This is a genomic window from Altericista sp. CCNU0014 (genome assembly GCF_044923475.1).
GTDB lineage: Bacteria > Cyanobacteriota > Cyanobacteriia > Thermosynechococcales > Thermosynechococcaceae > JAAURS01.
Genome location: NZ_CP137338.1, coordinates 4,904,788 through 4,931,054 on the forward strand (window position 1 = coordinate 4,904,788; position 26,267 = coordinate 4,931,054).

The 26,267-nt window shown below is 53.6% G+C and carries 23 protein-coding genes and 1 pseudogene; 14 read left to right on the forward strand and 10 right to left on the reverse strand.

Going from position 1 to position 26,267, the window contains the following annotated elements; all coding sequences use genetic code 11:
• The first annotated feature begins 54 nt into the window (after window positions 1-54).
• Window positions 55-1,422, forward strand: coding sequence for a hemolysin family protein (locus R6H26_RS23395; RefSeq protein WP_404785982.1), 1,368 nt, complete (start codon window positions 55-57; stop codon window positions 1,420-1,422).
• A gap of 121 nt (window positions 1,423-1,543) precedes the next feature.
• Here R6H26_RS23395 and R6H26_RS23400 read toward each other — a convergent pair whose 3' ends face one another.
• Window positions 1,544-2,026 carry a glutathione peroxidase gene (locus R6H26_RS23400; protein ID WP_404785983.1) on the reverse strand — a complete coding sequence of 161 codons (483 nt, stop codon included), beginning with the start codon at window positions 2,024-2,026 and terminating at the stop codon, window positions 1,544-1,546.
• Between the two features lie 170 nt (window positions 2,027-2,196).
• The gene (locus R6H26_RS23405; RefSeq protein ID WP_404785985.1) at window positions 2,197-2,559 is read right to left on the reverse strand and encodes a DUF4870 domain-containing protein; all 363 of its coding nucleotides are present in this window, start codon (window positions 2,557-2,559) and stop codon (window positions 2,197-2,199) included.
• Window positions 2,560-2,831: 272 nt separating this feature from the next.
• Between R6H26_RS23405 and R6H26_RS23410 the strand changes: the two genes are divergently transcribed.
• From R6H26_RS23410 to R6H26_RS23440, 7 genes are all read left to right on the forward strand, one after another.
• Window positions 2,832-3,743 carry a CoB--CoM heterodisulfide reductase iron-sulfur subunit B family protein gene (locus R6H26_RS23410; RefSeq protein WP_404785986.1) on the forward strand — a complete coding sequence of 304 codons (912 nt, stop codon included), beginning with the start codon at window positions 2,832-2,834 and terminating at the stop codon, window positions 3,741-3,743.
• Between the two features lie 58 nt (window positions 3,744-3,801).
• Window positions 3,802-5,748, forward strand: coding sequence for a GTPase family protein (locus R6H26_RS23415; protein WP_404785988.1), 1,947 nt, complete (start codon window positions 3,802-3,804; stop codon window positions 5,746-5,748).
• A gap of 210 nt (window positions 5,749-5,958) precedes the next feature.
• Window positions 5,959-6,513 (forward strand): FHA domain-containing protein, encoded by a 555-nt coding sequence (locus tag R6H26_RS23420; RefSeq protein WP_404785990.1) that lies wholly within the window; start codon window positions 5,959-5,961, stop codon window positions 6,511-6,513.
• Window positions 6,514-6,572: 59 nt separating this feature from the next.
• A complete protein-coding gene (locus R6H26_RS23425; RefSeq protein ID WP_404785991.1) occupies window positions 6,573-7,247 on the forward strand; it encodes a hypothetical protein in 675 nt (224 codons plus the stop codon).
• An 18-nt stretch (window positions 7,248-7,265) separates the two neighbouring features.
• The gene (locus R6H26_RS23430; protein ID WP_404785993.1) at window positions 7,266-8,300 is read left to right on the forward strand and encodes a pentapeptide repeat-containing protein; all 1,035 of its coding nucleotides are present in this window, start codon (window positions 7,266-7,268) and stop codon (window positions 8,298-8,300) included.
• Window positions 8,301-8,395: 95 nt separating this feature from the next.
• Window positions 8,396-9,556 (forward strand): FAD-dependent oxidoreductase, encoded by a 1,161-nt coding sequence (locus tag R6H26_RS23435; RefSeq protein ID WP_404785995.1) that lies wholly within the window; start codon window positions 8,396-8,398, stop codon window positions 9,554-9,556.
• Window positions 9,557-9,587: 31 nt separating this feature from the next.
• Complete coding sequence (locus R6H26_RS23440) at window positions 9,588-10,253, forward strand: TIGR04282 family arsenosugar biosynthesis glycosyltransferase (RefSeq protein ID WP_404785997.1); 666 nt, start codon at window positions 9,588-9,590, stop codon at window positions 10,251-10,253.
• Window positions 10,254-10,343: 90 nt separating this feature from the next.
• On the opposite strand, the gene R6H26_RS23445 is transcribed toward R6H26_RS23440, so the two are convergent.
• Window positions 10,344-11,006, reverse strand: a complete 663-nt coding sequence (locus tag R6H26_RS23445) for a helix-turn-helix domain-containing protein (RefSeq protein WP_404785999.1) — start codon at window positions 11,004-11,006, stop codon at window positions 10,344-10,346.
• Between the two features lie 142 nt (window positions 11,007-11,148).
• On the opposite strand from R6H26_RS23445, the gene R6H26_RS23450 reads away from it, so the two are divergent.
• Entirely contained in the window at window positions 11,149-11,457 is a 309-nt protein-coding gene (locus R6H26_RS23450) for a hypothetical protein (protein ID WP_404786001.1), read from the forward strand.
• An 89-nt stretch (window positions 11,458-11,546) separates the two neighbouring features.
• Here the strand turns inward: R6H26_RS23450 and R6H26_RS23455 are convergent, their stop codons facing one another.
• Window positions 11,547-12,269 (reverse strand): Uma2 family endonuclease, encoded by a 723-nt coding sequence (locus R6H26_RS23455; protein WP_404786003.1) that lies wholly within the window; start codon window positions 12,267-12,269, stop codon window positions 11,547-11,549.
• Between the two features lie 231 nt (window positions 12,270-12,500).
• On the opposite strand from R6H26_RS23455, the gene crtD reads away from it, so the two are divergent.
• The 5 genes and pseudogenes from crtD (at window position 12,501) to R6H26_RS23480 (ending at window position 18,907) form a co-directional block, all read left to right on the forward strand.
• On the forward strand, window positions 12,501-14,015 hold the full coding sequence (gene crtD, locus R6H26_RS23460; RefSeq protein WP_404786005.1) for a C-3',4' desaturase CrtD: 1,515 nt from the start codon (window positions 12,501-12,503) through the stop codon (window positions 14,013-14,015).
• Between the two features lie 103 nt (window positions 14,016-14,118).
• Window positions 14,119-15,066, forward strand: coding sequence for a cell division protein FtsQ/DivIB (locus R6H26_RS23465; protein ID WP_404786006.1), 948 nt, complete (start codon window positions 14,119-14,121; stop codon window positions 15,064-15,066).
• A gap of 332 nt (window positions 15,067-15,398) precedes the next feature.
• Window positions 15,399-16,367: pseudogene (ftsZ, locus tag R6H26_RS23470) on the forward strand (cell division protein FtsZ); the annotation flags it as partial.
• A gap of 364 nt (window positions 16,368-16,731) precedes the next feature.
• A complete protein-coding gene (locus R6H26_RS23475; RefSeq protein ID WP_404786008.1) occupies window positions 16,732-17,724 on the forward strand; it encodes a ribose-phosphate pyrophosphokinase in 993 nt (330 codons plus the stop codon).
• A gap of 625 nt (window positions 17,725-18,349) precedes the next feature.
• Window positions 18,350-18,907, forward strand: a complete 558-nt coding sequence (locus R6H26_RS23480; protein ID WP_404786009.1) for a hypothetical protein — start codon at window positions 18,350-18,352, stop codon at window positions 18,905-18,907.
• 138 nt (window positions 18,908-19,045) lie between these two features.
• Here R6H26_RS23480 and R6H26_RS23485 read toward each other — a convergent pair whose 3' ends face one another.
• The 6 genes from R6H26_RS23485 to groL all read right to left on the reverse strand — a co-directional run bounded on the left by R6H26_RS23485 (window position 19,046) and on the right by groL (window position 26,017).
• Window positions 19,046-19,996, reverse strand: a complete 951-nt coding sequence (locus R6H26_RS23485) for an SIMPL domain-containing protein (RefSeq protein WP_404786010.1) — start codon at window positions 19,994-19,996, stop codon at window positions 19,046-19,048.
• 73 nt (window positions 19,997-20,069) lie between these two features.
• Window positions 20,070-22,034 carry an N-acetylmuramoyl-L-alanine amidase gene (locus R6H26_RS23490; RefSeq protein WP_404786012.1) on the reverse strand — a complete coding sequence of 655 codons (1,965 nt, stop codon included), beginning with the start codon at window positions 22,032-22,034 and terminating at the stop codon, window positions 20,070-20,072.
• Between the two features lie 29 nt (window positions 22,035-22,063).
• A complete protein-coding gene (locus R6H26_RS23495) occupies window positions 22,064-22,237 on the reverse strand; it encodes a hypothetical protein (RefSeq protein ID WP_404786014.1) in 174 nt (57 codons plus the stop codon).
• Window positions 22,238-22,339: 102 nt separating this feature from the next.
• On the reverse strand, window positions 22,340-23,149 hold the full coding sequence (locus R6H26_RS23500) for a carbon-nitrogen hydrolase family protein (RefSeq protein WP_404786015.1): 810 nt from the start codon (window positions 23,147-23,149) through the stop codon (window positions 22,340-22,342).
• Between the two features lie 259 nt (window positions 23,150-23,408).
• On the reverse strand, window positions 23,409-24,056 hold the full coding sequence (locus R6H26_RS23505) for a cadmium resistance transporter (protein WP_404786017.1): 648 nt from the start codon (window positions 24,054-24,056) through the stop codon (window positions 23,409-23,411).
• A gap of 296 nt (window positions 24,057-24,352) precedes the next feature.
• Window positions 24,353-26,017, reverse strand: a complete 1,665-nt coding sequence (gene groL, locus R6H26_RS23510; protein ID WP_404786019.1) for a chaperonin GroEL — start codon at window positions 26,015-26,017, stop codon at window positions 24,353-24,355.
• Between the last annotated feature and the right edge of the window lie 250 nt (window positions 26,018-26,267).

The window sequence follows — 26,267 nt, forward strand, 5'->3', positions numbered from 1 at the left end:
CAAAACAACCTCTTTTTTGCCCATCGTTACATCAGCAAGTAGGTATTCTGGGCGATGCTACCTCAATCCGAGGTGTTTTCAAGACTTTTAACTATTTTGCTGCTGATCGCAATCAATGCATTTTTTGTGGCAGCCGAATTTTCGGTGGTTTCTGTGCGGCAAACACGCATTCAACAGTTGGTGCAGGAGGGGGACCTTCAGGCCAGGACGGTCCAGAATCTTCAGCGCGATCTCGAACGGCTCTTGTCTACAACTCAAATCGGCATCACGCTCTCTAGCTTGGCCCTGGGGTGGATTGGGGAAAAGGCGATCGCCCAAATGCTGTTTGGCTGGATGAATGCGACTCGAATTGCGCCCGACATGCGGAACTGGGTGGCCCATGCCTTTGCCATTCCAGTGGCGTTTATGGCGATCGCCTATCTCCAGATCGTATTGGGAGAGTTATTTCCAAAAACCCTCGCCTTGGCCTACTCGGAAAAGCTGGCTAGGGTTTTAGGCCCCATCAGCCTCAGCATTTCGCGTTTATTTACGCCGCTGGTTTGGGTCTTAAACCAGTCCAATCGCCTTTTGTTGAGGTTATTTCGGGTGCCAGTCGTCCAAGACAATACCTTCAACACCGTGACCGCCAAAGAGCTTCAACTCATCCTCGAGTCGTCTTCCGAGCAAAGCGACCTTCAGGAGGAGGAACGGGAACTCCTCAGAAACGTGTTTGAGTCTGGCGAAGTCTTGGTGGAAGAAGTGATGGTACCCCGCACCAGTATCAACCCCATTGAGGCCCAATCGACCCTGCAGGAATTTTTAGAAGAAGTCTCCAAAACCGGGCATGACTACTATCCGGTGATTGACGAATCCCTCGACCAAATTCGCGGAACGCTCTACTACAAGGACGTCGTGCGCGAATTGCCGTTTCATTCCTTGGACTTCAACGCCTCGATTCAGCCTTGGATTCAAACTGCCTGGTTTGTCCCGGAGGGAACGCCCATCCAAAACGTACTGCAAATGATGCAGAAGTATAAGTTGGGCGTCATTATGGTCCGGGAAAGTGAGTTCAACGGAACGGCAGGCTTGGTGACGCTTCAGGATTTAATCCGAGCCATCATCGGAATTGAGGACGAAGCCCTTTCCCCTGAGGAGGAATCCATTACGGAGCAAGACAACCACACGTTCGTCATTCAAGCCCAAACGGATCTAGAGGCAATCAACGAACAGTTAGGCATCCAGCTGCCCATTCTAGAAGATTATCAAACGCTGGGGGGGTTTATTATGTTCCACCTCCAAAGAATCCCAGAGACAGGGGAGCTGTTTCACTACGAAAATCTTGAGATTAAAATTCTGTCGGCGCAGGGACCTCGAATCGGTCAAGTCCTCATCCACATTGCAGATCTCCCGGACACCTTCATCCCGGAATCGGACGTAAATTGAGATTAGAACTTTAGGCTTGCGCAACTCAACCGTAACGATAGGCTGACCTATCGTCGAAGAAAAAGCATCGCTCCTACTGCTTGGATTCAATCCCTTCTCGAAAACCGCTATTTAACAACTGCTATTTAAACAGCTCTTGCTCGATCGCCGCAACGAGCTCGGCAGCCTCAGGGCCTACGGCACTCTTAAACCGTCCTACAATTTCGCCATTCCTGCCGATCAAAAACTTTTCAAAGTTCCAAGACACGTCCCCTTTCGGTTCGGCTTGAATCAATTTTGCGTAGAGCGGGTGTTGCTCCGCACCGCGAGCGTGCACCTTATCAAACAATGGAAACGTTACGCCAAAGCGCGTCGTACAAAACTGTTGAATTTTTTCATTGGCATCGGGTTCCTGCATGCCGTAATCGTTGCAAGGAAATCCCAGCACTTCCAATCCTTGAGCTTTATATTTTTCGTATAGCTTTTGCAGGCCCGCATATTGAGACGTATGGCCGCAGTAAGAGGCTACGTTGACGACGAGCAGAACCTTTCCGGCATAGGCGCCGAGCAGTCGTTCTTGCCCGTCGATCGTCTTGACCGCAATATCAGAAATCGTCATGCTCATGCTTGTAGAAGCGTAGGGTAAAGAACAAAGGGCCAAACCTACCGTTAGGGTAGGATGCCTGACTCCAGATTTAGCACATCTTTCCGCATTACAAGCTAAATCTGGCAGGACGTCGCGATCGTTCTGCCAGATTCAAAACATTCATAGCCAGCGCCTTCCTCAGCGCCTTCCTATAGAATCCTAAAAATAAAGGGATATCGAAAGGGTTCGTCGGGGGTTGACAGGCATTTGACGATGGCAAAGATTGGAGCGATCCAGGCTAAGAACAAAACCGCACCGAGCACCCACAGGAGCGGCAGAACGACGATGGTCCACCAAAAGAATCCGATAAACCCGGCGATCGCCCCACAGAGCCAAATGTTGAAGTGAAAATTGAGAGATTCGCGCGCGTTGGTTTTGATGACAGGGTCTTCCGAAAGGAGAAGAATCCCTAATGGGATACCTGCTGTCAACACGAGAGGACTGAAGAAAATCGCGCCGTGGCAGAGGGCTGAAAGTAACTTTCGCTTGTCCTTATCGAAGGTGGTTTGCATGGCAACATCCCTGTAACAATACCGTTGCGGTTCAACTCTTATATTGAAGCAAGTGTTTCAGAAAAGAAAGGCGGTCTTGCCCACTTTTTGGGGAGAGCTATCCCTACCTGACCGGACGACCTCAGCGCTAAAAAGTGTTGAATATTTATGCAAAACGGGAGGCCGAGCAAAACACTAGACTAGGATTTGAGTGGCAAGGCCGCTTGGAGCGCGGCTTGCTGTCCGACTCTAACCCTCTTTGTCTTAGCCTTTCAAGTTTGGGAATCTGCCTCATGCCTGTAACGCCGTTGAAATATGCCTACTTTCCTGGCTGTGTGGCTCAAGGGGCTTGCCGCGAGCTAGATCTGTCTACCCAAGCCTTGACCCAGGCGCTGGGCATCGAGCTCGTGGCGCTCAAAAAGGCGACGTGCTGCGGTTCTGGGACATTTAAAGAAACCTCGCAGCTCTTAGAAGATACCGTCAATGCCCGCAATATTGCCCTAGCGGAAGAGCTAAAACTGCCGCTGTTAACCCATTGCAGCACCTGTCAGGGCGTGATCGGCCACGTGGACGATCGCCTCAAGGAAGCCAAGCAAAACCAGCCCGACTACTTTGACGAAGTCAACGGTCTCTTAAAGGAACAAGGTTGCCGCCCCTATCAAGGCAGTACGGAAGTCAAGCACCTGCTCTGGGCGCTCGTAGGAGATTACGGCCTAGACCGCCTTGCGGAGCGCGTCCAGCAGCGTCTCAGCGGGTTGAAGTGCGCTGCATTTTATGGCTGTTATTTGCTGAGAGCGCAGAAAACCCTGCCCTTTGACGATCCCGTACATCCCTCTTCCATGGAGCGCGTCTTTGAAACCATTGGCGCGACACCCATTTACTACTCGGGTAGAACCCAATGCTGCGGCTGGCCCATTTCCAGCTACGCGCCAGAACAATCCTTCAAGATGGCAGGGGGCCGGATTCAAGAGGCGATCGCCGCAGGAGCCGACTGTCTCGTCACCCCTTGCCCGTTGTGCCATCTCAACCTAGATTCGCGCCAGCCCGAAGTCGAGCAAACCATCGGCCAAAAACTGGGGCTACCCGTCCTGCACCTCCCCCAGCTCATCGGCTTGGCCCTCGGCATAGAACCAAAACAGCTCGGGCTCGAGCGCCACATCGTATCCACCCTCCCCGTCCTGCAAAAATTAGGAGTATCCCTGTAGGGGCGCGCATACCTTGCGCCCTTTTCGCATACACCGCCCCCACCCAGCCCTACCTACCATGATTCGGCTCACCCCTTTGCAGTGGATCGTTCTAGCCCTTCCTTTTGCGATCGTCGTTGGGTTTCTGCTCGTTGCCGCCGGCCAACAAATCCACCAGTGGCACCTGAACTGGATTTGGGCCGTTATTGCCCTTCTCTTCCTGGGATGGCGTTTCCTGCTCGTGCGCTGGTTGCGCCCCCCCGCCCTCGCCGCCGCCGAAGCCGCTCTCGCCGAACTGAACGAAACCCCCGATCTATCCACCCTGCCCCCCGACAGCAAAGCCGCCGCACGCCAGCAAGCCGAAGCCAAAATACAGCAGACCCTTCAGGCTGCCCAAGCCGATGGTCCGCCTTGGGAAAACTGGGGTTTATTTTTTCAGCATTGCCAGCAATTGGTAGAAGCGATCGCCCTTCTCTACCATCCCCAATCCAAACGCCCCTTACTCAATATCTACGTCCCCCAAGCCTACAGCCTCATCCGCGGCACTGTAGACGACGTAGACCAGTGGATGCAGAAACTCTCGCCCATTTTGGGACAAGTCACCATCGGCCAAGCCTTTGAAGCCTACGAAACTTATCAAAAGCTAGAACCCGCCGCGCGATTGGCACTCAAGGCATGGAATTGGGCGCAGTGGGTCTTTAACCCCCTCGTGGCACTCGCGCGCACCGCCACCCAAGGGTACAGCGCTCAAGCCAACCAGCAGCTCGTCATGAACCTGGGCCAACTGCTGCGAGAAACCACCCTCAAAGCCCTGGGAGAACGGGCGATCGCCCTTTACAGCGGCGAAACCCTCCAACCCCTTACTCTCAGCGAAGCCCCACCCGAACCCCAAACCCAAACCCTGCGCGACCTCTTTGCTCGAGCTGCCGCCACGACGCAGCAATCCGTTCAGACCCAGCCTGTGAATCTACTGCTGGTCGGACGCACGGGCGCGGGCAAAAGCAATGCGATCAACACCCTCTTTCAGCAGGAACTCGCACAGGTGGACGTGCTTCCCAGCACCGATCGCATCCAGTCTTACACCTACGAAACGCCCATCGGCGAAACCCTGATCCTGTGGGATACGCCAGGGTACGAACAAATCGCGCAGGCGCAGTACGCCCAGGACGTGCTGGACAAAGCTGCCGCCGCAGACCTGGTCCTGCTCGCAACGCCCGCCAACGATCCGACCCTCCAAATGGACCTGGATTTACTCAGCCAGATTCGCCAGCACAATCCAGCATTACCGATTCTCACTGCCGTCACCCAAGTCGATCGCCTCAGACCCCTGCGGGAGTGGGAGCCGCCCTACAACTGGCAAACGGGCGATCGCCCCAAGGAGAAAAACATTCGCGAGGCCGTCCGATACCGAGCCGAACTCCTTCAGCCCTTTAGTGCGATCGCATTGCCCCTCGCGACCGAAGATATCGCCCAAGGTCGAGTCGCCTGGGGCGTATCCGAGCTATCCCAAGCCATTCTGAACGCAGTCGAGCCCGCCAAACAGCTTCGCCTCAGTCGGTTTCTGCGCGATCTCGATACCCGCACCCAAACCGCCGCCGCGCTGATCGATCGCTACGCCTTCCAAATCGGCACCACTCAAGGACTGACCGCGCTGATCAAAAGCCCGATCCTCAAATTTCTCTCTACGATCTTGACTGGCTCTCCGGCCCTAGCGATCGTTCTGGCCGAAAAGCTGCCCCTCGAGCAGTCCCCCGTAGTCCTGGGCAAACTGCAAATGGCCTACGAGCTGTACGCCCTTCTCTCGCCCCCTGCCGTTGCCCTCTCCACAGAAATTCCGATCCTTTGGCCGCTGATGCTGACATCCTCAGCATCGGTTTCCCAGGAAGTTTGGGCCTTAGGTCATACCCTAATCGAGCGTTGGATCGGCAATAACCTCACCCCGTCCTCCGATCGCCCTACCCCCAGCATCCCAGAGCGCTATACTTTTTACCTGCAACAGGCCCAAAATCACCGCGATCGAACTTAATTTTACGCTTGATTCCCGAATATTTTGGGCAAACTAAAACTTGGATAAAGACTTTAGCGGTGCGCCATTGCGAGCTGTTCCGCTCTGCCGAGCCAGAAAAATCTGTCGAATCATCGCGCTGCATATTCACAGTATGCAGCCCGATGATTCGACATTGTTCGAGCCTGTCTGTTCTCCCTCGCCCTGCCCAAGCGTGACTCCTAAGATGCCATGAACCTAGAAAACATCGACAGCCACATTCTTATTATTCACGACCAGCCCGAACCGCGTCAGTTTCTCTTAAAATCTGCCACCTATTCGATCGGTCGAGATAAACACAACTCAATCGTGATTCCCAATCGAGCTATTTCGCGGCAGCACGCCCTGCTCTTGCGCATGCCGCTGCCCAACCGAGCGGGCTACCGCTACCGCATTCTAGACGGAAATGCCTCCGGTCAGCCCAGCCTGAATGGAATCAGCGTAAATGGCATTGAATGCACGCACACTGACTTAATACCGGGCGATATCATTCTCATTGGCGGGACGATCCAAATCGAGTATCAAGTTTTAAGCATTCCCAGCAGCGGCAAATATTTTGACTATCTCAAAATTCAAGACCCGACTTACCAAAGTATTAAAGCCAAACCGATCAATCCCAGCGAAACGTTTGTCAACATCGAAGAGTTTCAGGTGAGCGCGCTCTTAAATAGCGAGCACAATTTACTAGTTATGGATGATTTTGAGGATGACACCCCCGCTACCGAACTCTTTAACAGTCGCGTTTAAGCCCGTTTCTCTCCACTATCCCGATCGTGCCAACTCCCTTTACTGTGGTAATTGCGCCCATGTCCCTGACCGAGGCAGTTCGAACTTTAGTAGAACACCCAGAAACGGGGCGTATTCACAAGCTGCTGTACTGGGTTTATGCCGGTCGCTGGGAGAACGATAGCGCTCGTTTAAATCGTGCTGCTATCGGTCAAATTTTGCCAGAGCTGATCCGGCGAACGCCCTCCTATGACGATTTAGAGCGGCGATTGTATAAAGCAGCCTCTGTACTCACGAAACCAGACAAGTACGGACAAATCGCGACCGTCATTTTACAAACCTGCGCGGCGCTATACCCATCCGCCCAGTCTCCTACATCCTTGGCTTGCGAACCAGAACGGGTGCAAGGTATTGGAGCCACAGATTTTACCGAAGACGCTCTCCCCATCACTACCATTGCCCAACTCGATCGATTTGAACTCCGACGGCGGGTAATGCAGCAAGTGCCCCCCCTCAAGGTCAAAATTCTGCTGTTTTCTGTATTGCGGCATCCGTTTTCCTTTAAGTCGCTGGACTGGCAAGAATTGAAAACTCAATCTCTAGACGGTTGGCTTGCAGAACTCACGCAAACCTTTCCATCCTTTGAGATGTTGGAGGCCAAGCTCTTCGCTCAGGCAGACAACCTCAAGCAGCTCGACCAAGGCGATCGCGTTGCCGAGGTCGTCTTGCAAGCAGTCCGCCATCGCACTCCCTAGCAAAAGCCCCCCAGTATCATGAAATCTTCTAGCCCGCCTCAAATGCAGCCATCGGTCTCTGACGCCAGCGCCTTAGTGCAGATGTACCAAGAAGGGGTTAGAAATTTCCAGTTTCAATCTTTACGGAATTTTGAGCTGACGGGTGCGGATTTGATCGGGGTCGATTTTTCCCACGCCAACCTGTGTGGCACCAATTTCTCATTGACCTATCTGAATCGGGGAATTTTTCGCGATTGTCATTTAATCGGCGCGCAGTTCGATGGGGCAACGCTCAATCAAGCCAATTTAAGCCAAGCGAACCTACGCGATTCTAGCTTGCACGGCGCTTCGCTTCAGCATGCCATTTTATTCGGGGCAGACTTGGGGTTAGCCGATCTGACGGACGCCAATTTGATCGAAGCAGATCTGCGCGCGGCCAATCTATGCAACGCGAATTTGCAAGGAGCCTGCCTGCGCGGGGCAAATTTTAGAGAAGAATCTCTCGTCAACGGCACGATGCTCCAGGGTGCAATTCTAGACAATGCCGATTTGCGGGGCGCAAATTTGAAGGGAGCGAATCTAGAACGGGCCAGCCTCAAAAAGGTGAATTTGGCCCATGCCAACCTGCGGGGCGTTTCGCTGAAGGGCGCTAATCTAGAAGGCGCTAATTTGCAAGAGTCCGTCCTTTCCGATGTCGAAGCATCTCACGCAAACTTCTGCCGCGCTAATTTACAGGATGCAAAACTAGAGCGCATTACTCTCGATCGCGCCGATCTGAGTCAGAGCAATTTAAGCAACGCCAATTTAACAGATGCGAAGTTAAGTTACGCTAATTTTAAGGAAGCAAATCTCAGCAAAGCTAAGTTAAGCCGTGCCGATCTCAGCCATGCCTGCCTTCAGCTTGCCAACTTAGCGGGCAGCGCGCTCATCCGGGCTTATTTAGCGCGTGCCGACCTATCTCGCGTGAATCTTAGCGATGCGAATTTATTTGGGGCTGAGGTCAGCAGTGCGACGATGGTGCGGATTACTTTCTCAAACACGACGCTGCCAGACGGGAGCGTCTCGAGTCCTTAGGCGGTTTCTAAACGTCCGATTTGCTTGGAATCAAGGGAAGAGAGACAGCAGTTGAATTTGTCTTGCTTTTAGAACGAGTTTTCTAGGGCCAGAAGATGAAACATCTGGTATTGATTGGCGGGGGCCACAGCCACGCGATCGCCCTCCGTCAATGGAGCCTAAACCCAGTCCCAGGCATTCGCCTCACGGCGATCGCGGATGTTGCCGATGCCCCTTACTCTGGAATGCTGCCGGGCCACATCGCAGGACGTTACTCCTTTGAAGAATCCCACATTAACCTGAAAACGCTGGCCCAGTCTGCCCGCGCGGCGCTGATTCTAGACCGGGCGATCGGCTTAGACTTAAATCGCAATCGAGTCCTGTGTCTCCATCATCCGCCCTTGACCTTCGATTGGCTTTCCATCGATACGGGCAGTACCCCAGCCCAAAACGAGATTCCTGGGGCCAAAGACTATACGATTCCAGCCAAGCCCGTCCCTCAGTTTTTGGAGCGTTGGAACCAACTGTTACAGTCTTTAAGGCAGGACGATCGCCTGGTCCATCGCGATCGCCCCCTCTGTTTGGGGATTGTAGGCGGTGGCGCTGGCGGGGTGGAATTGGCCTTGGCGATGCAGGCCCGTTTGGCTGCAGAGAGACCCGCACTAACCCTAGAAGTGCATTTGTTCCATCGCGGCGATCTCCTCATGGATAAATTTCCCGCATCGGTCGGGTTGCTATTTCAGGATTTGCTCGCAGCTCGCGGCATTCAGCTCCATTTAGGAGAAACCGTGACGGCCATCGAACTCGCGCGAGACGATCGACGGATCGTGCGTTGCGAATCTGGGCTGCGGGTGCAGTGCGATCGCATTTTTTGGCTCACCCAGGCGGCTGCCCCTGACTGGCCGAGAGAAGCCGGGCTTGCCACCGATGCCGAGGGATTCATTCTGGTCGGGAATACGCTCCAGTCGGTATCTCATCCCCATGTTTTTGCAACGGGCGATATTGCGGCGATCGTCGATCGGCCCAGGCCGAAGGCAGGGGTATTTGCCGTGCGCCAGGGGAAACCCCTAGCTGAAAACCTGCGGCGGGTGGCATTGGGACAAACCCCAAACCCCTTCTACCCTCAAAAGCGATATCTGTCTCTGATTGGCACGGGGGACGGTCGAGCGGTAGCCGTATGGGGAGGGCTTTGCGTTGGCCCCTCGCAATTGCTTTGGGCTTGGAAAGACTGGATCGACCGTCAGTTTATGGCGCAGTTTGAAAGGCGATCGCAGTGAGAGAATATCTGCTATCCCTCTCTACAAACCGATGACCGCAACTGGCACCGTCGCGAAAAATTGTTTGATGATCTTCACCCGATACCCGGAACCCGGCCAGGTCAAAACTCGCCTCATTCCAGCCTTGGGGGCAGAGGGCGCTGCGACGCTCCATCGACGGATGGTAGAGCATACTCTGGCGCAGGCTAGAGCGCTGAAATCGATTGGAGGGCTTTCGGTTGAAGTGTGGTTTGCCAATGGCAGTATCGCGCAAATGCAGGCATGGTTGGGGGAGGATGTGGCGTACCAGCTCCAGCCTGAGGGAGATTTGGGCGATCGCATGGCCCTTGCCTTTGAGTCTGCTTTTGCCAAAGGCCACCAAGCTACCACCATCATCGGCACCGATTGCCCAGATCTCAGCACTGCTGTGCTGGAGCAGAGTTTTAGCGCGCTTCAGCAGGAGGCGCTCGTACTGGGTCCTGCGATCGACGGGGGCTATTACCTGATCGGGTTGGCGCGCCCTGTTCCAGAACTCTTTACTGACATCGCTTGGAGTACGGCCAACGTGCTTCAAGCGACCGTGGAGAAAGCAGCACGGCTGGGTTTAACCCCTCACTATCTCGCGCAATTGAGCGATATCGATCTGCCAGAGGACCTAGAACGGGATTCAGTTCGAGCCTTTTTAGGTTCTATTGCAGAAGTACATCCGTCGAAGTAAACGATTGGGTTTCGACCTCGCTCGACTGTCTTCAATCCAGGATTTGAGGGGCGCGCGCAGCCGAAATCCGCTGCATAGATGTATGCCAACTCAAACTGCCTCTGCCAGTTTTTGATTCAGAGTGGAAAGATCGATCTCATATCGCTGAAACAGATCGCTCAGCGTGGAATGACCCGTTTCAGACAACCGAACTAAGCCCCACAAAAGATGTTCCGTCCCAATCGACTTCTTCCCTCGAAGCCGTACGATTTGCAAGGCCATTTCCATTACAAACCTGCTCTGCGAGCTAATTTTTGGTTTTTCCTTAGATTCAAACGAATGTTCGCGGGTTTCGTGTAACCTCATCCCACTGGCCCCGAGCAAACGCGCAGAAGGAGCAGCGGGATCGGCCAACAAACCAGCGAGTAGATGTTCCGGCTCGAGCTTCGACGATCGCGCTTTTGATGCTTCAGATTGGGCAAACTTGATGGCGTCGATCGCCGATTCGGTGAATCGCTCAAACCCAAACTCGAACCCCAGGAAGGTTGTGAATCGCTCGACGAGTGTTTGCATGGGATCCTTTACCTCGTGAATGAAAATGTCTTGGATGCTCGCGCCGAACAAACCTGAAATCTTGAACGCCATGTCTAAGCTCGGGTCAAATTTTCCAGATTCAAACCCATTCACCGCCTGACGACTGATTCTTAACTCCCTGGCCAGATCGGCTTGCGACCATTGGCGCTGTTGCCGAAGTTCTTTCAGTCGGTTTTTCATGGCATTTTTCTGCTCTTCGTCAAGTAACACTTTACATCTGACAAGAGAAGACTGTCAAGTGCTGCTTGACACAACCTTTGGAATACGGCGTTATATTTGTATTCGAGGGTAAGAACCGAGCCAAGGCGACCGGAGTAAACGCGTGCGAGTAAAACTCGAAGACCAAATCCTTTTTCTCCATCAAGAAGACATCCCGCCGTTCAAGAAAGGGGGATCGGTGGTGCGCAATAGTTACTTCTGGGCGCTGAAGGCGATCGCCGGATATTCACCCCGTCATGGCGATTGGGAATACGAAGCGGAAGTTTGGGTAGCGCTCAAGCGCATATTGATTGCCTTTCAAGCGTCGGGATATCTAGGCTTAAGCGAAACCCAGCTAGAATTTCCCGTCGATCGGGTTGAAATTCCTGCGGCTTTGCGAGACGTCTCAACTTGGCAAGAGCTAATCAGTTAGAGCATTCCATTCGTCGTCTTGCAGCGCGACCAATTCGTCTCGCGATAAATCCACCCAACAAATCCAACCTTATTAAATGTTTGAGACCTCTAGACTTCATTCGGATCGACACCGAGTTCTCTAAGCTTTTCAGCCAATCGATCTGCCCTTTGCTGTTCGAGATCTGCTCGTTCTGCACCCGCGAGCAGTAAAGCACCCCGCGCATCCCACCATCGCAGCCAGGGCAGTTCCAAATTCTGATAGCGTCCTTGCCAAATTCCTAACTCAACCCCCATTGGGGGAATCTCATAATGCCCCCGCTCGTTGGCAGACACCCGCTCAAACCGATTCTCAACGTGTCTGTACAGTTCTACACTGGCTTTTTCAACCTCGTAAATACCGTAAAAGGCAGGTCGAATCACCTGTTCGTAAATCCAAAACTTGCCCGTCCACGGGGTGTTATCCCGTTCTTCGGAACCATTGCCAGAGACAAACTCTAAGACGATTAGCGGCGCAATAAATTCTTGCCAGAGCACGTAAGAGCGGCGAGGTTTGCTGTCAAGCGCTGCTGGGACATTGGGGACATAAAACCAATCTGGAGCCTCAGCGCCGCGCTCCGGCGGATCCATGATGCGCCAGTAAATCCCAGAATCCTGGCCGATGCAATAGTCTCCGTTAGGATGAAGCCCTCGCAAAACGGGAGTAATAGAATCCGTCAGAAGAATGCTCTGAGGATGTTCTTGAAAGTTTTTCACAAACGTGCCATCGGATTCTGGGAGCTGCGTATGGTCTGGCAGAGAAGTTTGGCCAGAAACAAACGGAGGAGAAACCATGCAATATTACCCCCTGAAATGGAGCGTCTACCGCCATCGTAAAGCACTTTAGAGCTTGGTTCGATACCCTCTATAGGGCACAGGCTCTCGCGTCCCCGCAAGATCCTGTAATTCATTCGATCGAGAGATGCCGTAAATGACTGGCTTAAGCTTCGCCAAGCTTATGACAACTCCTCATAAGGAATTAAAACTACTTTAGAATAGGAATGTTAAGTTATGTAAAACAATTCTGTGTCCTCCTCTGCCGAAAAAAAGTCTCGTTCATCATCTCGGATTATCGTCATTGGGGCGGGCATCGGCGGGTTGACTGCGGCGGCTCTGCTGGCGCGCCAGGGATATTCTGTCCTCATTGCCGATCGCGCTTGGGTTCCAGGGGGCTGTGCCTCAACCTTCAAGCGCAGAGGTTTTACCTTTGATGTGGGCGCAACCCAGGTGGCCGGACTAGAACCGGGGGGCATTCACCATCGCATTTTTGAGGCGTTAGATATCGCAGCGCCGGAGGCAACCTACTGCGACCCAGCCTGTGCGGTAATGCTGCCAGGGGAAGCCGAACCGATCCGGGTTTGGCGAGACCCGGATCGCTGGAGGCAGGAACGGCAGGCCCAGTTTCCAGGGAGCGAGCCATTCTGGCAGTTCCTCAACACGCTATTTGAGGCGAGCTGGGCCTTTCAGGCTCGCGATCCCGCAATTCCACCCCGCAATCTCTGGGATCTATGGCAAACGGCCAAGGCCCTCCGGCCCCGCACCCTCGTGACAGTCCCCCATATCTTTTCGACAGTGGGAACTGCGCTGCGGGCTTATGGATTGGAGAGAGATCGCCGTCTCAAAACCTTTCTCGACCTTCAGTTGAAACTTTACTCTCAAGTCGATGCCGACGAAACGGCCTTGCTCTATGCCGCTACTGCCCTCGGCGTCTCTCAAAGTCCCCAGGGATTGTTCCACCTTCAGGGAAGCATGCAGGTCCTGAGCGATCGCCTCGTTACGGCCCTCAAGCGAGACGGCGGCGATTTGCGAATGCGCCATTGCGCTAAGACCATTCACGTCGAACGCGGTCGAGCCACAGGCGTCACGCTCGAAAATCTCAAAACGGGAGAACTCTTTTTTGAGGCCGCCGATCGCATCGTTGCCAACGTCACGGTGCAAAACCTCGTAGACCTTTTGGGAGATCGCGCGCCCGCAGGCTATCGGCAGCGCGTCGAAAAACTGCCTCAATCCTCTGGAGCCTTTGTAATTTACCTGGGCGTCGATGCAGCGGCCATTCCGCCCGGCTGTCCCCCCCACCTTCAGTTTCTCTACGACTACGATGGCCCCATCGGCGAAAATAATTCCCTCTTTGTTTCCGTCAGCCAGCCCCATGACGGACGCGCACCGGACGGCAAAGCCACCATCATTGCCTCTTCCTTTACCGATCCCAACCTTTGGAACCGCGCGGAAGATTACGAACAGCTCAAGCAAACTTACGCCAAAACGGCGATCGCCCGCCTCTCTCAATACTTTCACTTGGACGAGCGGACCATCCTGCATCGAGAAACCGCCACCCCCCGAACTTTTGAGCGATTTACAGGTCGCAGTCTCGGTATTGTAGGCGGCATCGGTCAGCGGGCTAACACCTTTGGTCCGTTTGGATTTGCCAACAGAACGCCCATAAAAAACCTGTGGCTCGTCGGAGATTCTACTCATCCCGGCGAAGGCACCGCAGGCGTCAGTTACTCTGCCCTGACGACCGTTCGGCAGATTACAGCCTAAATCAATTTCAGTCCTGTCGATAAAAGTGCATCGCGATTGCAAAACTCCTGCTATGGTGAAATTCGAAAACGATGTTCAGAGATTTTTTTGAAGGTCCGACGGCATGGCAGACACATACTCTGATAACCGAGTCGTTTCAATCGATCGCCGCAAACAACTCAAGCGACAGCGCCGCTCTCAATTTTGGCAAGCCACTTGGCGCACCTCGACTATCTTGGGTTGTACCTTAGGATTGGGGTGGCTGTTTAAGAGTCCGGGATGGCAAGTCCAAAAAGCCAACCAGATTAAAGTTTTAGGCAATCGCCATTTAACGACTCAAACACTCGAAACCTTCATCCCCTTAACGTTTCCAACATCGCTCTTGAGGGTAAAACCCATGGATATCAAGACCATGCTGGAGCAAAATACCCATGTCGATCGGGTTACGGTTCGCCGACAACTATTCCCGCCTCGGATCTTAGTGCAAGTCCACGAACGCCCGCCCGTGGCGATCGCCACCTGTCGGAGCTGTCTGCTGGTCGGCAAAAAAAATTCAGCCGCCCAGCCCATTACCGTAGGCCCTGCCGATCTGTGGCTCCTAGACGATCGAGGCATTCCGCTTCCCTTCGAGAGCTACCCCAAGCTAGGACAAACCGACAAAGCACCAGAGCTCGTAGTCTCGAGCTACCTCAAACCGCTCGATGCCAAGCAGGCCAAAGCCGTTTCACTCAAAAATATTCCCGCACAGACCAACTTGGTCTTCTTAGATCCCAAGCGTCAGAAGGAATGGCAAAACCTGTTTGAGCCCATGCGCAGCAGCCCCGTCAAAATCCAAGAACTCGACTGGCAGAACCCCAATAACCTCAATCTCAGGACCGAATTAGGTGTCGTTCAGATTGGACCTTCTAGTGCCAAAATTTCCGAACAGCTAAGCGCGTTAGATCGGATGCGCGCTTTACCTCAAACCTTAGATTCCAAAAAAATTAAGTACATTAATCTAGAAGATCCCAAAAACCCCGTCCTAGAAGTAAATGCAGTGCCATCATCTCCCCAGCCCAAAGTAATGCCATAATTTTTGAGTATTGTATGTATCGGGCAATACAGCGTCTAATGAAAGCAAGCAGGATATGTTTTCTAAACTGTTTGTGCTTTATTTGATTGGTTTTCAGATAAACTTACCCTATAGTTGAGTTACCGAATCACCCCGGTTTAGAGTTTGTACCCTACCCAATGACGCCAGAAGATCAGAATTCCTTAAATCAGCTTGAGAGCCTATTTGGCCCTCGCAGCTCCGCTGCGGAGAATTTTCCGGGTCTACCCGGTAATTCTCCGAGCCCAAATCGTGCTGAAGGCGGTGGCATCAATCACGAGCATCGGGCAAACTCGGAGCGCTATGCAGGTGGCATATCCGCGCGGGAAAAGAAGCTTGAGGAAGTTTTATCTCAAGGGGCGGCCAACATCAAGGTCGTGGGCGTAGGCGGTGGCGGTGGCAATGCAGTCAATCGAATGATCGCCAGCAATTTAGTGGGCGTCGAGTTTTGGTCTATTAATACTGACTCTCAAGCTTTGGCCCAGTCAGAAGCCACCAAACAGCTCCAGGTGGGTCAAAAGCTGACCCGCGGGCTGGGTGCTGGGGGCAATCCAGCCATCGGCCAAAAGGCAGCGGAAGAGTCCCGGGACGAAATTGCAGCGGCTTTAGCTGGCGCGGACCTAGTCTTTATTACCTGCGGCATGGGAGGCGGAACGGGAACGGGTGCGGCTCCTATTGTGGCAGAAATTGCCAAGGAGATGGGCGCGCTGACCGTTGGCGTTATTACTCGTCCCTTTACCTTTGAGGGTCGTCGTCGCAGTCATCAAGCCGAGGAAGGCATGGCCGCGCTTCAAGGTCGAGTCGATACGCTCATCATTATTCCGAATGACAAAATCTTAGCGGTCATTCCCGAGCACACACCCGTACAAGAAGCGTTTCGCGTGGCGGACGACATTCTCCGCCAAGGGGTGCAGGGGATTTCAGATATCATTAACATTCCCGGTTTAGTGAATGTCGATTTTGCCGACGTGAGAGCCGTGATGGCCGATGCAGGTTCGGCACTGATGGGGGTAGGGATTGCTTCGGGCAAGACGCGGGCGAAGGAAGCGGCGATCGCCGCCATTGATTCTCCACTGCTGGAGTCTTCCATCCGAGGCGCGAAGGGCGTCGTTTTCAACATTACCGGCGGCAGCGATCTGACACTTCACGAGGTGAGCACCGCCGCCGATACCATTTACGAAGTCGTAGACCCCAATGCCAATATCATCTTTGGCGCGGTGATCGACGAAAAGCGTCAAGGCGAGCTTCAAATTACGGTCATTGCCACTGGTTTTTCTGGCGAGCCTTCCGTCGCAATACCCACGCCCAGTCGCACTGCAGCACAGCAACCATCTAATCCTGCAAAGTCGTCGTCGACCAAAGCAATGCCCCCCTCCCCCGATGGTGGGAAAAAGCTCGACATTCCCGAGTTTTTGCAGCGCCGACGTCCTGGCGGCAAGCCATCCTAAAATCTCTAGCATTACTTGGAATCCTTTCTCAGACCGGATTTAACCCGATTATTCGAGCAATACAGCGGAATTCAGCCTGAATTTAGCGTCTGACTGGACTTGCAATTCCGCCTGAACCCTTTCAAAAAATCTTAGAAAACGCGTTCAACGCCCAGTCTAGAATGTTAAGATTGCGTGGAAAGTGCTTCGGGACTCTGCCGTGATCCATCCTGCAACGCTGACCGTACCGTCTTCTTTACCTGTTTTTCCAGAGAATCATCGGCTCAAGCTTTTCTCTGGCTCCGCAAACCTCGAACTCTCTGAGGAGGTAGCCCGATACCTAGGAGTGGCCCTGGGGCCTATGGTTCGCAAGAGCTTTGCAGATGGAGAGCTTTACGTCCAAATTCAAGAGTCAATTCGCGGCTGCGACGTTTACTTGATCCAGCCGACCTGTCAGCCGGTCAACGATCATTTGATGGAATTGCTGATTATGATTGATGCCTGTCGCCGGGCTTCTGCGCGACAGATTACAGCAGTCATTCCTTACTACGGTTATGCAAGGGCAGATCGTAAAACTGCAGGCCGAGAGTCCATTACGGCAAAGCTAGCTGCCAATCTGATCACCCAGGCAGGAGCGAGTCGCATTCTCGCGATGGATTTGCACTCAGCTCAAATTCAGGGTTACTTTGACATTCCGGTGGATCACGTTTACGGGTCTCCCAGCCTGCTGCGGTATCTCAAACAAAAAAACTTACCGGATCTCGTCGTCGTTTCGCCCGATGTGGGCGGCGTCGCGCGGGCACGGGCCTTTGCAAAAAAGCTGAATGAGGCGCCCTTAGCCATTATCGATAAGCGCCGCCAGGCTCACAATGTAGCGGAAGTCATGAATGTGGTTGGGGACGTTGCGGGCAAGACGGCTGTCCTTGTGGATGACATGATCGATACTGCTGGCACTATCTCCGAGGCCGCGCGGCTGCTGCGAAAACATGGTGCGACCAAGGTTTACGCTTGCGCCACCCATGCGGTCTTTTCACCGCCAGCAACCGAGCGTCTCTCCAGCGGCGTGTTTGAAGAGGTCATCGTTACCAATACCATTCCAGTGCCTCAGGAAAAGCGATTCCCGCAGCTTACAGTACTGTCAGTGGCCGACATCTTAGGCGAGACTATCTGGCGCATTCACGACGACAGTTCTGTGAGCATTATGTTCCGCTAGGGTGCGTCAGGCTTTTGGCTGAAGGACTCGGGTTGAGACTGTCTTGCGAAGATTGCTAGATATCGAGGTAAACGAGCAGCATACTGAGCAGAGAGCCTACCTGCTCGTTTACCTATTTCTTAATATTATCTCTACTTTTAATATTCATTGTCACAGAGTCATTCGTACGATTATCCTAACTTTAGAATGCTAAATCTTTCTAAGTTAAAACGATGGCAAGAGGCCTAAAAAGGCACAAGCTTGAAATTTGATTTCATACAAAATGACTGACAGAGTTTAATCGATCTAACCTTTTTGAAACTTGTATTTTTTTTGAAGTTCAGATCGCGCCTAATCTCCATGAGCGCCAGAACAAATCATTGCTTGCAAACATTCTCTGTTCTTAGCCGCATCAAGACCGAACAAGCAGACAGCATGCATGAACGCTAAGTTCGCATTAAATTCATGCAGTTATAGCATCGCAGGGCTTAAAATGTGCCGATTTTTACAAAATCAGCGCGTTTTCCTTGTTAGCGTCTGAATCCTGGACCTAGCTTGAGTTTAATCGTTGAGCTTCTTCCAGCGTCGCAGGCATCAGTCTATCGACGTTCCAATTTAGGCGTGTTATGTAGTGAGTATCATTTCCATGAAAATAGTTGTGAGTGCGATCGCGAGCTTGCTAGCTGCGAGTTTGGGAAGCGCGAGCTTAACGGCCCGAGCATCCATACTGCAAGCCACTGAGATGCTACCGAGCCAAGAACGCACTTTTACCATTGCCCAAGCCGATCAGAGTGCTTTAATTACTGAAAACCGAGAACTACTGGTCAATAACCGAGCGCTTGCTCGAAAAATTGCTACCAAATTAGGGATTACCTCGACAGGCGAACTACCGACAACGGGAACCCCTCTGGAACAAAACCAAGTGCTGATTTTGCAAAATCAGGAAACCTTTAAGGCGATCGCCGAAAAAGTAAGCGCGACAGTTCCAGCACTAACGCCTGTAGAAGCCGCCGACATTGCCGAAAAGAATCACAAGTTGCTCTTGCAAAACCGGTCGATCGTTGCCGGCATTCTGGAGAAGCTGGCTATTCCCCTCACCCCTCCACCCGAACTAACAGGTACGTTTGTCGAGAAAAACAATACTTTGCTGAAAGGAAATGCAGGTGCCCTCGGCAAAATTGCCGCTAAGTTAGACGTAAAGTAAAATCGTTTGGAGAGATCCGGCACGATTTCTCTCAAAGAAGCGATCGCATTGTAAGGGCGCGAGATCTCGCGCCCTTACACAATAGCTGCCCGTTTTCAGGTCGGACATCACTTCGCGTATTAGACGACGTATTGACGATCAGTTTTTCAGCGTATAGGTCACAAAAATTTCGCGCGACAGCTCGACATCTGGTGCGGCATTCGGATCGTACTCGGAAGATGAATCCAAGGCAAAAGAACGGCCCGTCCCGCAACCGAGAAACAACAGGTCGTAAATGGGCTGAGCGACAGACGGAACCGGATTGAGCGTTGCGTTGAGGGCCGTCGCGATCGCCGTTGCCCGGTTGCGAGCGTTCTGTACGGCTGACTGGTAAACTGCCAGCTCTAGCGCCTGACAGTCTTTGAGGGCATAGCTCACCCGAACCCGCTTGAGCGCAATATCGGTTTTTCCTGTAGCAGCACTCCGCACAGTACTCGCAATTTTAGACAGCACGGCTTGAGTCGGCTGCGATTGCTTGACGACGATTTTGGCGCTAGAGATCGCGGCTTTTGAGGGAAACGGCAACGGAAACGGGAGGGGGTTTTTGTCGGTCTCGCCCAATTCCGCCGTCATCTGAATCCGATCCTTGGGCACCCCAATTGCCAGCAATGCCTTAAGAATGGACTGAAGCGCCGACTCAGAGACTGGGGAGGTTGCAGCAGCATAACGTTGCGAAAATGTTGTAGAGGATTCTTCAGGCTTACTATTACTCGGGTCCGCAGAGCCCCTATCGCGATCGGGCATCCCAAATTCAAAGGTCAGTTGGGCAAAATCGGCAGGGAGTTTGGCCTGACCTTTACCAATAACCCGCAACACTGGCGTTGGATCGGCTGGGGGATAAAAAAACTGCGCGATGGTTGAATTCGAGGGGTTAGGCGCAGCAATAGCGCGTTCTATAGCAGTGACCTGCGCCGAATCAGCGGGCACTGCGCGATGTGCGATGGCACCGCCCGCCCCCAAAACGAGGGAAGAGGCCAGCCAGCCCAATCCCCTCAAACAGCGTCGAACTCGCACTTGGGTTAAACGCACTTTAAAATCAAACCCCATCATTCGCCAAAGCCTTTTTCAGTACAGCCTTAGCTTACCCTGTCGCGATCGCATCCCTATCGCTCGGACCGGGGCGCTAGCGACGATTGAGAAACTCGATGATGCCATTGGCGATCGCCGCTGCCATCTGCCGCTGAAAATTCGGATCTCTGAGCTTGGGCGCATCGTCTGCTCCGGTCACAAAACCCGTTTCTACCAAGGTTGCGGGCATCGGCGTATTGCGAACCACGTAAAACCGGGCCGCACGCAACCCTCGGCTTTGGATATTGACGCTGCGGGTAATGCTGTTGAGAATCGTTTGAGCCAGTTCCCTTCCCGCTACTGCACCTGGCGCGTAGTAAGTCTCCGTTCCATTCACATCCGGTCGGCTCATGTTAATGGAATTGGCGTGAATGCTGACAAAGACGTCGGCGCGCACTTGTTTCGCCAGCGCCACGCGGGGCGGCAGATCCACCTCTCGGGATTCGTCGGAACGGGTGAGATAAACCTGCAAACCCTGCTGCTGTAAAAGTCGAACCACCTCCAGGCTCATGGCTAAAGTGATGTCGGTTTCTCGCAGACCGCCAATGCCGATGGCGCCGGGGTCTGAGCCACCGTGGCCGGGATCGATGACGACCACGCGGCGACCGTTGGGTCGAGGTAAATTGGGCTGCGGAAATTGGGCAGCATTCGGCACGACGTTCGGCTGAAAAATGGTGGCGGAAGGCGCAGCGCTGCTGCTGCCGGGGCGACTCAAGTTCAACACGATCCCCTGGGAGTTGGTTCGACCGATCGTGCCAATGCGGACGCCAGGCGCTGGGGTCACTAAAATGCTGGCATTTTGACCCTCCTGACGCAGGGCAATATCTGTGATGGCACTGCCAGCGCCAGCCTGCGGCCCCCGTATATTCGTAGACCACTGCGCGCCGCGAAATGTAATGCGGTAGCGCGGTCCTTCCCAGCCGACCGTGTAGGGAACGAGGCGATCGGCCTGAATTAACAGCTGGCTGCCGCCTAAAGCAATATTTTGCAGGTTTGCTAGGGACTGTCCCCCTAGAAAGGACGGCGACGGCTTAAACGAAGAATAATTGTTAGATGCGGCGGCGGTGACCGCGCGCCCGAGCAGCAAACTGATGGTTTCGGTCGGCTGGTTGGTGTTTGCGATCGCCGCAGCGCCTGCCTGGGGTCGCATCAGCATGCCGCCCAATTGACCGTTACCGATCGACCAATCCGGGCTATCGCGATCGACTCTGAGCGTTACCCGCGCCACTGGAGGCTGGACAGAAATCTGGCGAACCGAAACCCGACGAACGCCGTGGTAATTCATGCTGTAGTCGTTCCGGGCCAGCGAAGCCGCAACCCTTACTCCGTTCAAGTCCACAGAAATTTCTCGGCGGTTTCGACTGCGTGCGACCTGAGCCCCCGCAACGGGCTGGCGGATCTTGAGGAATAACCCCTCTTTTGTAACGAGCACGTCATCTAGCCAGCTACTGGCAAGCGTCGGTGCCGCTGGCGCGGGGGAGAAAGGCGCGGCAATGGGCCTAGCGCTACCCGGACCGCTTTCCGCTGGGGGCGCTAGGGGAGAACTGCTCGGAACGGTCGTATCGGGTGCATTTTGGACGAACTGGGGCGTTGGCAAATCGATGGACCACAAGCCGTTGGCGTTGACATTCACCTTTACCTGCTGCGGATCGACGGTATAGCCAGGAGACAACTCGACCACAATACGGGCCGTCTGAGCGTCGAACTGCCCCACGCGAATGGAGCGAACCGCAGCGCTGTAGGACTGGTTTAAGGTGGGACGGTCTAGCTTCACACCTGGCAAATCCACCACGAGCCGGACGGGGGTCGGCAAAAGCTGCACGCGTGGCTGGATCGTTTCATCCGTCGCAAATTCCAGCCGATTCGCATTGGCGTCAAAGCGCCAAGACTGCAATCGCGCCGCCACAGCAGGCGTAGCGGTCAAAAGGCCGAAGCCGACGACGCTCCCTGCAATGCCGCCCAAGAGGGCCATTACTTTATATTTCGATTGCTTTTGGCAAAATCTGAGAGATGCCCCCATCCGCGAGTCTCCGTCCTCAAACAAATGTTTCAACTAGGTTTAGGACGAGTCCCGATTCCCAGATGTTCGATCGTCGATCGAGTGCCTGCCGCTGCTAGCGCGCCCGCACCTAAAGTTAAAGTCCAATCGGCAGAGAGTGCGACAAAAAGCACGGCGCGATCGTCAGCCTCAACATCATAATGCCGCTCGACCGAGATCGTCACTTCTCAAACCAATTGTCTTGGTAAAGCTATTCCTTTGTGACGCAACAAGTCGGCTTTATCGTTCCCCGTTGCCCGTAATATTATCGAGCAGAACAATTCTGGCTAAAATACGCGATGGTTCAAGCTGGGCATTTGACGGCGCACTTGTTCGAGACGGCGCGGTTCGATCGTGGCGATCGCCATTCCCGGCTCGGTTCCGGCATCGGCCAGCACCACGCCCCAAGGATCGACAATCATGGCATGGCCGTGGGATTGCCTGCGAGAATTATGCTGTCCGGTCTGGGCGGGAGCGATGACGTAGCTCGTGTTTTCAATAGCCCGCGCCTGAAGCAGCACTTGCCAATGATCTTTGCCCGTAAAGGCAGTAAATGCTGCGGGGACAAATAATACGTTGGCCCCGGATTGGGTCATGGCACGATAGAGCTCTGGGAAACGGACGTCATAGCAGACCGACAGCCCCAAATTGCCAAACTGTTCCGAAGCGTAGACCGGAGCCTTTTTTTCTCCCGCCACAATCATGGTGGATTCTTGGTAGATGTTGCCGTCGGGAAGCTCTACGTCAAAGAGGTGAACTTTTTCATAGCGGGCCAACTCTTTGCCATCGGCACCGATCAGGAGCGCGGTATTGTAAACCTTGCCGTCTTTGACGGGGGCTGGAAACCCACCGCCCAAAATTACAATCTGGTAGCGTTGGGCTACAGTTTTGAGAAATTTCTCGCTCTCAGCCGCAATTTCAGCCGCCTGTTGAATTTTGGCTGATTCATTGCCTAAAAATGCAAAGTTTTCAGGCAAACCGACGAGTTCTACGCCTCTGCGCACTGCTAGATCGATCAGCTCTTCTGCTTGAGAGAGGTTATGACGTAAATCGGGAAGGCTAGTCATTTGAATAGCCGCAGCAAGATATGACTTCATGGATGCAGTACGGAAAGTCGGATGAGTAAGGGACGAAGGTTTTAACTGCGCTAGGTTTTCACGGGCGAACGCAGCGCAATGTCATGGACCCCAAAAGCCTAACATGCTTCCTGACTCTATTACACCAGACCCTTTTCTAGAAAACGATGGTGGTCTGTGGGGTTGCGTGGCTTTAATCAATGGATCGCAAAACATTGACAGTTGAATTCTATCCGTCTCAGAAAACTTTACTTCAAAGCAATCCTATCTCTCGGAAAGGTTAACGGAGAATGTTTGGGGTGCCGCTGTCGGCCAGAATGTATAAACCTAGCCCGATCGAGGCAAATGGCATGACGAACTGTCCGTAGCGCGCGAGGAGCGCGGCGATCGCCGTTTGCCGCGTCAGCCGCTCTGCAACCCAGCACCAAACCCCCACGAGGATTAAAAAAGTACTGACGGTAACCACAAGTCTGGGGAAACTGCTGCTGGCGAAGAGGGGAATGTAGAGTCCAACATTATCTCCTCCATTCGCGACAGTGACGGCAGCGACTTGATACGTTTGCGGGTTCAGTATGCTAGCGCAGAAAGACGTCGTAGCGGATTTGCGTCCAAAGGTCAGTTCGCTTGAGACAGCCTGGACCTCGGGGTTCCCCGCCTCTCTGTTCAGCAACTGTCTGATGCCAATCCAAATGGGGAGAAAGCCCAGCAGGCCCACCCAGGCTCGGGGAAGCACCAACCCCCCGAAGTAACCCGGAAGACTCGCAAGCAAAAGAACGGCAAACCCTAAATACTGTCCTAGGACAATATGGCGGCGGCGAAAGGTGGAGCTAACTTGGGAGAAAAAGATCGTCAAAATTACGATGTCGTCCAGATTGGTGGCAACGAAGGAGCTGATTCCGATCGAAATTGCGCTTAACAGCCGATTCATGGGGCGATTATTATTGGCTTCAGATCGAATCTATTGCTGCTGCACTCCAAATAAGGATTAACTCGAGGTCTTCTGCTGGTTGAATTTGTAAGTAACATAGTACCAAACGCCTACCAGCAAAAGAAAAACATCTGCGATCGCCGCTCGTAGCAAACGAGAACAAGCATTCAAAGGCAGAAAAAAGGGCGATCGCAATATTGCGATCGCCCTTTTCAATCTCATCGTTGTAAAACGACCGATGGCTTTCTAGGGATGGCGCTCATCTTCCAGAAGAATTCGAGCATCCAAAGCACGACCTACATCATGCCCATGCCGCCCATGCCACCCATGCCGCCCATACCACCCATGCCGCCCATGCCACCCATGTCAGGCGCGGCAGCTTGTTTCTCGGGCTTATCAACCACAATCACTTCAGTGGTGAGCACCAGTCCGGCGATCGAGCCAGCGTTTTGAAGACCGGCCCGAACCACCTTAGCGGGGTCGATGATACCAGCAGCGATCATGTCTTCGTAGGTTCCATCCTGGGCGTTGTAACCGATGGGGAAACCCTTAGATCGAACGTTCTCGACCACGACAGAGCCTTCTACCCCGGCATTGTCAGCAATCTGACGCAGGGGCGCTTCTAGAGCGCGACGCACGATATCGGCCCCGATCGCCTCTTCTTCGCCTAAGGTCGCCTTGATTTCTTCCACCTTCTTGACCAGGTGAATCAGCGTGGTACCGCCACCAGGAACGATTCCCTCGGCCACGGCGGCCTTGGTTGCATTCAGCGCGTCTTCAAAGCGTAGCTTGCGATCCTTGAGTTCGGTTTCGGTAGCCGCCCCAATTTTGATCACCGCAACGCCGCCCGCCAGTTTCGCGATCCGCTCTTGCAGCTTTTCCTTGTCGTAATCCGAGTCGGTTTCCGCCAACTGACGGCGAAGCTGCTCCACCCGCTTGTCCAAGTCGGGACGGTTGCCTGCTTCTGAAATAATGGTAGTGGTGTCCTTGGTGATGGTGACGCGCTGGGCCTGACCCAACATTTCTAGCTCTACGCGATCGAGGGACAGACCCACCTCTTCAGAAATGACCTGACCGCCCGTGAGCACGGCAATGTCTTCTAGCATGGCCTTCCGGCGATCGCCAAACCCAGGAGACTTAATGGCAACCACGTTCAGCACGCCGCGCAGCTTGTTGACCACCAGGGTTGCCAGCGCTTCGCCTTCAATATCTTCCGCAATAATCAGCAACGGCTCGCCTGCGCGGGCTACTTTTTCCAGAGTCGTCACTAGCTCTTGAATGCTGGATACCTTCTTGTCAACGATCAAAATGCGGGCGTTGACGAGATCTGTCACCATCCGTTCTGCATCGGTGACAAAGTAGGGCGAAATGTAGCCGCGATCCAACTGCATCCCTTCTACGATGTCCATCTCGGTTGCCAGAGACTTGGACTCTTCTACCGTGATCACGCCATCGCGACCCACCTTGTTCATCGCCTCGGCAATCATCGCGCCCACATCGGGGTCGTTGCCGGCAGAGATGGATGCAACCTGGGCGATCGCGTCTCCCTCCACAGGTTTCGCCATGGCCTCAATTTCTTTGACCAGCGCATCGATGGTGCGGTCGATACCCCGTCGCAGCGCCACCGGGTTTGCCCCTGCCGCGACGTTTTTCATGCCTTCGCGAATGAGCGCCTGAGCCAAAACCGTCGCGGTCGTCGTGCCGTCTCCAGCCACGTCGTTGGTTTTGGAGGCCACTTCGCGCATGAGCTGAGCGCCAGCATTCTCGAATGGGTCTTCGAGTTCTACTTCCTTCGCAATTGTGACCCCATCATTCACGATGTGGGGCGCGCCATATTTTTTTTCAAGAACGACATTCCGCCCTTTAGGGCCGAGGGTAATCCGTACGGCATCGGCTAGAGCATTGACGCCCCGTTCTAGGGCGCGACGAGATTCTTCATCAAAGACGAGCAGTTTGGACATTCTTACGCTTCCTCGAGATGGGCTGGTTGAACAATTGCCAGAGCAGAGCAAGACGCACAATAGGGCTGTGCAAGTCAGCTAGCCTGGGCAAATCCTTAATCTAAAAGGGATTAGCACTCTCTTAGCTGGAGTGCTAACTCTGAGCAACCATATTGTAGCCCGTTCAAATCCGCTTGCAGCGGGTGAGAATATCCAGATAACCGAACTTACCGGCACAAGTTTCATAATTTTGCGTCACCTCTAGGCAGCG